The organism is Achromobacter maghribensis, assembly GCF_057334215.1.
The window spans coordinates 1-9,841 of the sequence record NZ_JBHFII010000059.1 but is presented as its reverse complement, the minus strand read 5'-3'; the positions used below and the strand labels follow the sequence as shown (position 1 = coordinate 9,841).

General features: G+C 65.6%; 10 protein-coding genes and 2 pseudogenes. 9 read left to right on the top strand and 3 right to left on the bottom strand.

Features of this window, described 5'->3' with window-relative positions; all coding sequences use genetic code 11:
• Positions 1 to 306 (bottom strand): annotated as a pseudogene (locus tag ACE039_RS26150) (SPOR domain-containing protein); the annotation flags it as partial.
• A gap of 63 nt (positions 307 to 369) precedes the next feature.
• The gene (gene folC, locus ACE039_RS26145) at positions 370 to 1,680 is read right to left on the bottom strand and encodes a bifunctional tetrahydrofolate synthase/dihydrofolate synthase (protein WP_485823728.1); all 1,311 of its coding nucleotides are present in this window, start codon (positions 1,678 to 1,680) and stop codon (positions 370 to 372) included.
• A 164-nt stretch (positions 1,681 to 1,844) separates the two neighbouring features.
• On the opposite strand from folC, the gene ACE039_RS26140 reads away from it, so the two are divergent.
• The 4 genes from ACE039_RS26140 to ACE039_RS26125 all read left to right on the top strand — a co-directional run bounded on the left by ACE039_RS26140 (position 1,845) and on the right by ACE039_RS26125 (position 5,692).
• Positions 1,845 to 2,261 (top strand): cupin domain-containing protein, encoded by a 417-nt coding sequence (locus ACE039_RS26140; RefSeq protein ID WP_485823727.1) that lies wholly within the window; start codon positions 1,845 to 1,847, stop codon positions 2,259 to 2,261.
• Between the two features lie 61 nt (positions 2,262 to 2,322).
• Positions 2,323 to 3,294: a Bug family tripartite tricarboxylate transporter substrate binding protein gene (locus ACE039_RS26135; RefSeq protein WP_485823726.1), complete on the top strand. Its 972-nt coding sequence runs from the start codon at positions 2,323 to 2,325 to the stop codon at positions 3,292 to 3,294.
• A complete protein-coding gene (locus ACE039_RS26130; protein WP_485823725.1) occupies positions 3,291 to 4,526 on the top strand; it encodes a CaiB/BaiF CoA transferase family protein in 1,236 nt (411 codons plus the stop codon). Before ACE039_RS26135 ends, ACE039_RS26130 begins: the two co-directional genes overlap by 4 nt.
• Entirely contained in the window at positions 4,526 to 5,692 is a 1,167-nt protein-coding gene (locus ACE039_RS26125) for an acyl-CoA dehydrogenase family protein (RefSeq protein ID WP_105559733.1), read from the top strand. The genes ACE039_RS26130 and ACE039_RS26125 overlap by 1 nt, the downstream gene beginning before the upstream one ends.
• Before the next feature lie 38 nt (positions 5,693 to 5,730).
• Here the strand turns inward: ACE039_RS26125 and ACE039_RS26120 are convergent, their stop codons facing one another.
• Positions 5,731 to 6,468, bottom strand: a complete 738-nt coding sequence (locus ACE039_RS26120; RefSeq protein ID WP_448708759.1) for an IclR family transcriptional regulator — start codon at positions 6,466 to 6,468, stop codon at positions 5,731 to 5,733.
• A 140-nt stretch (positions 6,469 to 6,608) separates the two neighbouring features.
• Here ACE039_RS26120 and ACE039_RS26115 point away from each other — a divergent pair, with 140 nt between their 5' ends.
• From ACE039_RS26115 to ACE039_RS26095, 5 genes and pseudogenes are all read left to right on the top strand, one after another.
• A complete protein-coding gene (locus tag ACE039_RS26115) occupies positions 6,609 to 6,986 on the top strand; it encodes a flagellar protein FlaG (protein WP_105559736.1) in 378 nt (125 codons plus the stop codon).
• A 143-nt stretch (positions 6,987 to 7,129) separates the two neighbouring features.
• Complete coding sequence (gene fliD / locus ACE039_RS26110) at positions 7,130 to 8,506, top strand: flagellar filament capping protein FliD (protein WP_313462451.1); 1,377 nt, start codon at positions 7,130 to 7,132, stop codon at positions 8,504 to 8,506.
• Positions 8,507 to 8,524: 18 nt separating this feature from the next.
• Positions 8,525 to 8,953: a flagellar export chaperone FliS gene (gene fliS, locus ACE039_RS26105; protein ID WP_105559740.1), complete on the top strand. Its 429-nt coding sequence runs from the start codon at positions 8,525 to 8,527 to the stop codon at positions 8,951 to 8,953.
• Positions 8,954 to 9,002: 49 nt separating this feature from the next.
• Positions 9,003 to 9,356 carry a flagellar protein FliT gene (locus ACE039_RS26100; protein ID WP_105559742.1) on the top strand — a complete coding sequence of 118 codons (354 nt, stop codon included), beginning with the start codon at positions 9,003 to 9,005 and terminating at the stop codon, positions 9,354 to 9,356.
• A pseudogene (locus tag ACE039_RS26095) lies at positions 9,353 to 9,841 on the top strand (flagellar hook-length control protein FliK); the annotation flags it as partial. The gene ACE039_RS26100 and the pseudogene ACE039_RS26095, both read left to right, overlap by 4 nt.

Sequence of the window (9,841 nt, the reverse complement as noted above, 5' to 3'; positions counted from 1 at the left end):
CGCCGTGCCCGGCGCGGCGGCGGAACCCGACGCGGCTGGCGCGGTGGCCTGCGGCTCGCTTACCTGCGGTTGGAAAGGCGTGTTGCGTTCCGGCACGCGGATCGGGATGTTGTCTGCAACCGGTACCGGCTGCGAATCAAGCACCATGGGCAGAACGATGACCGCCGCCAGCACCAGGGCGACGGCGCCTGCCAGCCTGCGCCGCGCACGGCCGCGCAGCTCCGCAGCCTGCACCTCGCTAGGCACTGCCGCCCGTTTGGAGGACTGCGCCTGATCGGCAGGATCTTTGCGTTTGAAAAAACCCATGGAAGAGAATTCCTTGCGGCGCCTTGCGGCAATATGGCGGTGGGCCGCCAAGTCCCGATTTGCCTATGCCTTGCGACCCAGAGCCTGCAAAACCGAGGCCACGGTGAGAAACGACCCGAACACCACGATTCTATCATTCTCGACCGCCCGTTCGCGCGCAGCGGCGAAGGCCTGCGCGGGATCCGCGAAGGCCGCGATGCTGGGACTTTCGGCGCCGGCCGGCGACGGCGGCAAGGCGGCGGCGACCTGTTCCGCCAACGCCTCGCCGGACGTGCCGCGCGGCCCGGGCAGGCTCGCGCAATACCAGTGATCGATACGGGTGCCCAGCTTGGCCACCACGCCCGCCAGATCCTTGTCGTTCAGCATGCCGAACACCGCGTGGGTGTACGGATGAAAACCCATGTTGTCCAGGTTCTGCGCCAGCACGGCGGCCGCATGCGGGTTGTGCGCCACGTCGAGAATGACCGACGGCTGGCCGGGCAGAATCTGGAAACGGCCCGGCAGCGAGGCCTGCAGCAGCCCCAGGCGCACGGCCTGCTGCGGCACCGGCAGACGGTCCCGCACGGATTCCAGCGCGGCCAGCGCGGCCGAGGCGTTCAGCAGTTGGTTGGCGCCGCGCAGGGCCGGGTAGGCCAGCGCGCTGCGGCGCTGTTCGCGCCCCCCGTAAGCCCATTGCTGACGGTCGCCGGAATAGTTGTAGTCGCGCCCGAACAGCCACAGTTCGGCGCCGATTTTCTCGACATGGTCCAGCAGCGATTGCGGGGGCACCGGATCGCTGCAGATCGCGGGGCGGCCGGCGCGGTAGATGTGGGCTTTTTCAAAGCCGATTTTCTCGCGGGTGTCGCCGAGCCAGTCGGTGTGATCGAGGTCGACGCTGGTGACGATGGCGCAATCGGCATCGATGATGTTCACGGCGTCCAGGCGGCCGCCCAGGCCGACCTCCAGCACGACGGCGTCCAGGCGCGATTGCGAGAACAGGCGCAGGATGGCCAGCGTGGTGAATTCGAAGTAAGTCAGCGAGACTTCGCCGCGGGCCGCTTCCACCGCCTGGAACTGGGCGATCAGGGCGTCGTCCGAGGCGATCTGGCCATTGACGCGGGCGCGCTCGTTGAAGTCGATCAGGTGCGGCGAGGTGTACAGCCCCACCTTGTAACCCGCCGCCAGCAGGATGGCTTCCAGCATGGCACAGGTGGATCCCTTGCCGTTGGTGCCGCCCACCACGAATTTGACGCCGGACAGTTCCAGCCCCATGCGCGCGGCCACGTCGCGGACGCGGTCCAGGCCCATGTCGATCGCAGTGGCGTGGATGGATTCCAGGTACTGGAGCCAATCGGACAGGGTGGCGGAAGCGTCGGGCGGGCGAACAGTGGACATGGCGGGGTCGCGAAGTGAGATCAGCCGCGAATTTTAACAGTCCGCGCACGGTGTTTTCCCTAATCCCCTAGGGCGCGGCACGGTATCTGAACCGAAAAAGCGCTTGCCGATGTTTTTCTCATACGTGAAAATAAATTTACGTATGAAAATTTAAACGGATGAACATGTCGCAGCAAAAAACCCCAAACTGGCTGGTCCGCGAGGCCGACGTTCCGGGCTACCACCCGGCCAACCACACTGGCACGCTGAACCGCCGGCTGATCAGCCCCGAGACGGTCGGCGCGCGCGGCGTGGAAGTGCTGCTGGGCGTGATCGATAAGGGCAAAGGTGCCCTGCCGCACGCTCACCCGGGCATCGAACAGGTCTGTTACCTGATTTCGGGGACGGCGCGCGCCCAGGTGCAGGACGAATGGGCCGACATGGGCCCGGGCGACTGCTGCTACTTCCCCCCCGACATCCCGCACGTTTTCACCGTGACCAGCGACGAACCCGCTCGTCTGCTGGTGATCTACACGCCCCCTTATGAAGAATCCCCTGATCGCGTGATCCGCGATTTCCCGGCGCCACCCCCTGCCGCCTGACGGCGCAGCGACAAGCCGCGGACGAAGAGCCGCGCTTGACTACAAAAACTGGAGACAAACCATGCGAAACCTACGCCTGCTGGGCGCCGCGCTGATCACCGGAGCCGCCGTGATAGCCGCTCCGGCCGCGCACGCCGCCGACTATCCCAACAAACCCATCACCCTGATCGTGCCCTTCCCGGCCGGTTCGGGCACGGATGCCGTCGGCCGGATCTTCGGGTCCGAGCTTTCCGCCATCCTGGGCCAGCAGATCGTCGTCGAGAACAAACCCGGCGCCAACGCCACCATCGCGGCCAGCTATGTGGCGCGCGCCAAACCGGACGGTTACACCCTCTTCGTCACCACCAACACGTCGCACTCGGCCGCGCCCTGGCTGATGAAGAACGTGCCCTACGACCCGGTCAAGGACTTCACCCCCATCGCGCGCGGCGGCAACCTGCCCTTCATCCTGGTGGTGAATCCGAAGCGTCCGTGGAAAAACGTGGGCGAACTGGTGGCCGATGCCAAGAAGAACCCCGGCCGCATCACCTACGCCAGCGGCAACAGCACCGGCATCGTCGCCGGCGCCACGCTGGCCAACCGCGCCAACATCGACATTCTGCACGTGCCGTATAAAGGCACGCCGCAAGGCCTGACCGATGTGGTCGGCGGACAAGTCGACTTCATGTTCACCGACCTGGCCTCCGGCCTGCCCTTCGTGCAATCGGGCCAGTTGCGCGCCCTGGCCGTGTCCACCGCGGAACGCAGCGCCATCGTGCCGGACCTGCCGTCCATGGCCGAGTCCGGCGTGAAGGACTTTGACCTGAATTCGTGGAACGGCTACTTCGGTCCGGCCGGCCTGCCGCCCGACGTCGTGGCCAAACTGAACGCCGCGATCAATCAGGTCGTGGCTAAACCCGAGGTGAAGAAGCGCCTGGCCGGTTTGGGCTTCGACGCCTTCTCCAGCACGCCCGAGGCGTTCGCCCAGTTCGTCAGTGAACAACGCGACCTGTGGGGCAAGCTGATCCGCGATGCGGGGATCGAACAACAATGACGCAGCAGAACGCTTCTGACGCGACGCCGGGCGCCGGCCCGCTGGCCGGCGTGCGCATCCTGGACCTCAGTTCGGTCGTGATGGGCCCCTACGCCACGCAAACCCTGGCGGACCTGGGGGCCGACGTCATCAAAGTGGAGCCGCCTTCGGGCGACAACATGCGGGCCGTGGGGCCCATGCGCAACCCCGGCATGGGCCACCTGTACCTGCACCTGAACCGCAACAAACGGTCCATCGTGCTGGACCTGAAGACGCCCGAGGGCCTGGATGCCTGCCTGAAATTGGCCGAAAGCTGCGATGCCCTGCTCTATAACATCCGGCCGCAAGCCATGGCCCGGCTGGGGCTGTCGTATGAGGCGGTGGCCGCGCGCAACCCGCGCATCGTGTACCTGGGCGCCTATGGCTTCGGCGAGGCGGGCCCCTATGCGGGGCGTCCGGCCTACGACGACCTGATTCAAGGCCAGACCGGGATCGCCGCGCTGTCCGCGCAACAAAGCGGTGACGTGCCGCGCTACGCGCCGTTGACGCTTGCGGACCGCGCCGTCGGACTGCACGTGGCGATCGCCCTGGTGTCGGCCGTGCTGCACGCCAAGACCACGGGGCGCGGGCAGCAGGTTGAGATCCCCATGTTCGAGGGCATGGCGCACCTGGTATTGGGCGACCACCTGGGCGGCGCGACCTTCGAACCGCCACTGGGCCCGACCGGTTACGCGCGGCTGCTGGCGCCGCATCGGCGGCCCTACGCGACGGCTGACGGCTATGTCTGCCTGCTGATCTACAACGACAAGCACTGGCGCAATTTCTTTACGCTGATCGGCCGGCCGGAACTTGAACAGGACCCGCGCTTCTGCACCCACGGGGCGCGGGCCGCGCACATCAGCGAGGTCTACGCGTTCGTGGCGGAGGTGGTCAGCACGCGCACAAGCCAGGAATGGCTGGACGACCTGGCGCGCGCGGACATCCCGGCGTCGCAGCTTTACACGGTGGACGGGCTGCTGCAGGACGAGCATCTGGCCGCCACCGGCTTCATCCGCGAAATGGACCACCCCTCCGAGGGCCGGATACGCACCACCGCCCCGCTGGGCCAGTACCAGGGCACGCCGACGTCCCTGCGCCGGCCCGCCCCCAGGCTGGGCGAACACAGCCGCGAGGTGCTGGCCGAAGCCGGCTATGACGCCGCCCGGATCGACGCCCTGATCGACCGTGGCATTACCCAAGACGGAAACGAATGATGGACTTTGCCTTTACCCCCGAGCAATTGGCGCTGCGCGACGCCGTTTCGCGCATCTGCGACCGCTATCCCGACGAATATTGGCTGGAACGCGACCGCGAAGGCGGTTTCCCCGAGCCGCTGCACGCCGACCTGGCCCGCGACGGCTGGCTGGGCATCGCGATGCCTCAGGAGTATGGCGGCGCCGGGCTGGGCATGACCGAGGCCGCGCTGATGATGCAGACGATTGCCGCCTCCGGCGCCGGCTTTACCGGCGCGTCCGCAGTGCATATGAACATCTTCGGCCTGAATCCCGTGGTGGTGTTCGGCAGCGACGAACAGCGCGCGCGGTGGCTGGAACCGCTGATCGCGGGCCGCGAGAAGGCCTGCTTTGCCGTGACCGAGCCCGACGCGGGGCTGGACACCACCAAGCTGTCCACGCGCGCCGTGCGCCAGGGCGACGAATACGTGGTGCATGGGCGCAAGATCTGGATCTCGACGGCGCAGGTGGCCAACAAGATGCTGCTGCTGGCCCGCACCACCCCTTTGTCCGAGGTGGACAAACCCACGCAAGGCCTGTCGCTGTTCTATACCGACCTGGACCGCGAAAAGATCGAAGTGCGGGAAATCGAGAAAATGGGCCGCAAGGCGGTGGACTCGAACATGCTGTTCATCGATGGCCTGCGCATTCCGGTGGCCGACCGCATCGGCGAGGAAGGCCGCGGTTTTGAGTACATCCTGCATGGCCTGAACCCGGAGCGCATCCTGATCGCCGCCGAAGCGGTGGGCATTGGCCGCGCCGCGCTGGACCGGGCCGTGAAATATGCCGGCGAACGCACCGTGTTCGGCCGCCCCATCGGGCAGAACCAGGGCATTCAGCATCCGCTGGCTCAGGCCTGGATGCAACTGGAAGCGGCGGACCTGATGGTGTTCAAGGCCGCCAGCCTCTACGACGCGGGCCAGCCCTGCGGCCCCTACGCCAATTCCGCCAAGTACCTGGCGGCCGAAGCGGGCTACAACGCCTGCCAGACCGCCGTGATGACGCTGGGCGGCATGGGTTACGCCAAGGAATACCATGTCGAGCGCCTGCTGCGCGAGAGCTTCATCCCCCGCATCGCGCCCGTCAGCCCGCAGCTGATCATGTGCTTCATCGCGGAAAAGGTACTGGGACTGCCGAAGTCGTACTGAGGCCACCGGACTGCTGCGCGACTCGGCGCGGCAGCGCCTCAGGCCTGCTGTTCCAGCCCGGTGCAGGCGGCGCGCAGAATGCGCGCATAGGTTTCCTGCTGCGGTTCGATCCGGTAGATCGGGCCGCCCACCGAGATCGCGTAGTGCTCGCCCGACAGGGTGACGGGCCACGCGATGGCGCCGACGTCCGCAATGGATTCCCCGCTGTTCATGAACCATCCCCGCTGACGCGACTGCTGGATGTCGTTTTCCAGCGCCTGCGGGGTGGTGAGCGTGCGCGCGTTATAGCGGGTCATCGCCATGCCCGACAGCATCGCGGCACGGGCGGGCTCGGCCATCAGCGACACCAGGGCCTTGCCCAGCGAATTTGCATGAACGTCTTTGAACTCGCCGGCAACGGGCGCGTATCGGATGGTATGCGGCGAATCCAGCACATCCAGATAGACCACCCGCCCGTCCTGGGTCAGCTTGGCGAAAACGACCGTTTCCCGGGTTGCATCCCGTAATTCGACCAGACTGGGGTAGACCCGGTCCAGGACGGGGTCGGCCCGCGCGATGCGCTGGGCCATGGCCAACAGGCGGCCCGTGGGGTAATAGCCCTGGCGGCGGCCGGTTTCGTACAGGTAGCCCAGGCCGGTCAAGGTACGGATCAGCGCCAGGCAACTGGAGACGGGCACATCCAGCAGCCGGGCCAGCTCCGACAGGGGCAGCGCGCGCTTTTCGCGGGCAAAGGTTTCGATGATTTCGATAACTCGCAGCGCCGTCTTGACACTCATTGCCCGATCCAACTGTTTAGCACGTGAAACATCTGCCGCGCCGAGGCTAAAGTTCCCTGCGGGCATGCCGTTATGGTAGCTGAGAATTCCCTGAAAACAGCGCGTTCCTCCGAGACGCCCACATCGCCGCTGGAGTGATCATGGCCGTAACCCCCTTAGCACCCGCTACGTACGCACCCGCTGCAATGACGTCGGCGCATGTCGTGGCCGAACCGGCCGTGAGTGTGACGCCGGCGGCCGCCGCGACCAATAGCGGTGCTTCCGACAGCGCCACGTCGGACCAGTCTGACTCGCAGAAACTGCCTTTGGACAAGGCGCTCGACGAGATCAACGACCAGATGAAAGCCTGGTCCACACAACTCCAGTTCGAAATCGACCCCAATGTCCATCAAGTCGTGGTGTCGGTCGTGGACGCGGAAACGGGTGATGTTATTCGCACCATCCCCAGCGAAACCGTACTGAAAATCGCCAAAATGATCGTGAATATGCAAGGCAATGGCATCAAAACAACAGCCTGAAGCGGCCCTTAAAACGGTGTTTAGCGCCTGTTTTGGCGCCAATCGTGAGAGAAGCACCGAATTAGGCCCGCCTTATGCCCTTACCCGGCCAATCGCCGGCACCGTATTTTTGACAGAATCGCTTCGCAAGAAAGGAATTTCACATGGCTTCCATCACTAACCTCGGCTCGACCACCGGCTTGCCCTTGGAGAAGATCCTGACGGACCTTCAAGCCGCCGAGGACAAAAAGCTGAGTCTGTACACCAATCGCCAAGCCAGTTACGAGGCTCGCGTGAGCGCCTTTGGCCAGGTGCAAAGCGCCGTCGAGGCGCTGCAGAAGGCCGCCGCCGCGCTGGGCAAGTCGTCGACGCTGGATGCCGTGAAACCCAATGTCACCGGCGATGGCTTGACGGCGACGATCGGCGCGGATGGCGCCACGATGGGCGAGTACGCCATCACGGTGAACCGCCTGGCGACCGCGCAGACGCTGCAGTCGGGCGTCGTCGCGGACCGGACGGCTTCGAACGGCGCAACCGGCTCGTTCGAAATCGAACTGACGAACGGTGAAAAGCGCACGATCGACCTGACGGACGACACGTCGCTGAACGGTATCGCGAAAGCCATCAACGCGGATGACAAGGCGGGCGTGCGCGCCACCATCATCACGGACGGTGACGGGGCGAGCTACCTGATGCTGAGCGCCAAGGACACCGGCGAGCAGGCGTCCGTGAAGACCATCACGGTGACGGGCGACCAGGCGCTCAAGGACATCCTGAACTACAACACCGGCCCCACCGACACGATGGCGCAGCAGACTGCCGCCACCGACGCGGAAGTGTCGATCAACGGCATCATCGTCAAGAGCAGCAGCAACAGCATTTCGACCGCGATCGACGGCGTCACGCTGAACCTGACGGCCAAGACCGAACCCGGCAAGACCGTCACGCTGAAGCTGCAGAGCGACACGTCCGTGGCCAGCAAGGCCATGCAGGACTTCGTGGCGGCCTACAACTCGCTGCAATCGACGATCACCAAATACACGGCCTTCGACATCACCGCGCAGACGAACCAGGCATTGACGGGCGACGGCACGGCGCGCGGCATCCAATCGGCCATGTCCAACGCCCTGCAGGTCGTCACCTCGGAAGGCACGCTGCGGTCGCTGGGCGACCTGGGCATCACCACGGATCCGAAGACGGGCCAGCTGAAGCTGGACCAGACCAAGCTGGACAAGGCGTTGACCGCCAACCCCGCCGACGTCAAGCGCATCATGACGTCGGCCGACGGTCTGGCCGCCAAGTTCGACACCGCCTCCAAGGCTATCCTGGGCAGCAACGGTTCGATCCAGCTGCGCAAGGACGGCCTGAATGAGTCGATCAAGGATGTGAAGGACCAGCTGGCGCGCGCCACCGCCTCCAGCGTCGCCTCCATGGCGACGATGCGTGCGCAGTTCGTCGCGCTGGACAAGTTCGTGTCGCAGCAAACGGTCACGGCCAACTACCTGACCCAACAGTTCGCGGCGTTAGCCAAATCCAAGTAATTTATAGAAGATGCATTAATGACTTACGCCGCCCGCCGTCCCACTGGCTCCCATTCTGTCCGCTCCTACGCCGATATCGGCCTGGAAACGCAGATCTTGGGCGCCAGCCCGGAACGGCTGATCTCCTTGCTGTATCTTGGCGCCCGGGCAGCGATCGGGCAGGCCCGCATCCATATGCAGGAAGGCAGGGTGACAGAGCGCGGCGCGGCCATTTCGAAGGCGATCAAGATTGTCGACGAAGGCCTGAAGACCGGACTGAATATGGAGGCGGGCGGGGAAATCGCCGAGAATCTTGCCCGCCTCTACGACTACATCGTCCGGACGCTTTTGATGGCGAATCTCAAGGCGGACGCCGAGCAGCTTGAAATTGCCGATCGCCTGTTGGCGGATCTGGCCGAGGCCTGGCAGACTTCCATCGACCGCCCCATGGGCGGCACGCAGCCTTGATGGCACGGCGCAAACGAACCCAGCCCGCCAGCAAACGCCCGAGATTTCCATGACGTCCCTTACCCAGCCCACCACTCCCATCCTGGAACGCTACCAGGAGATAGCTCTCATCACGGGCGAAATGCTCGCGGCCGCCCAGGCCGGCGACTGGGATGCGGCGATGGTCCATGGGCAACAATATTGCGAGCACGTCGAACGGCTGCGCATGACCGAGCGCACCGTTCCGCTGGATGACGCCGCGCGCGCCATGAAATACGACTTGCTGGTGCGCATCCTGGAAAACGACGCACTGACGCGGGATCTGGCGCTGCCGCAATTGGCCCGGCTGGGCGAGCTGCTGGGGCGCATGAAGCGCCAACAGACGCTGCTGTCCGCCTACGGCAACCGGACGTCTGAAGAATGAGCGTAGGTCCCGCCGCACTCGGCAACGTCCTGGTGCAGCGGTTGGACGCCGTGCTTGGCACGACGATGTCCGCCGCCAACGCCAACCAGGTCTCGGGCGCGCGCCCTGACGCTGTCAGCCAGCCGGGGGGCCTGGAGAAGCCCGGCTCGTCGGATGGCTCGGCCCGCGATTCCGGGCAAGGCATACAGACTGGCGGCGCCCGAGGCGACCGCCAGAATACTGTTGTCGACGCCAAGACGGCCGCTGCCCTGGCGCTGGCCGCCCGCGGGCTCGTCACCAGCAGCGACACCACCGCATCCGCGCCAACGACGCTGGGCACGACTGCCCGGACGATTCTTGCCCTGCTGGCCCAATACCCCGAGGCCGCGCCCGCCGTGCAGGGGCGCGCCCCGCTTTGGAACGCCAACGGCTCGGCGGCGCAACCCGCCGGGCAAGCGCCCGCCAGCCAGGCCGCACCCGGTGCGGGCCAGCCTGCGCCCGCCCCG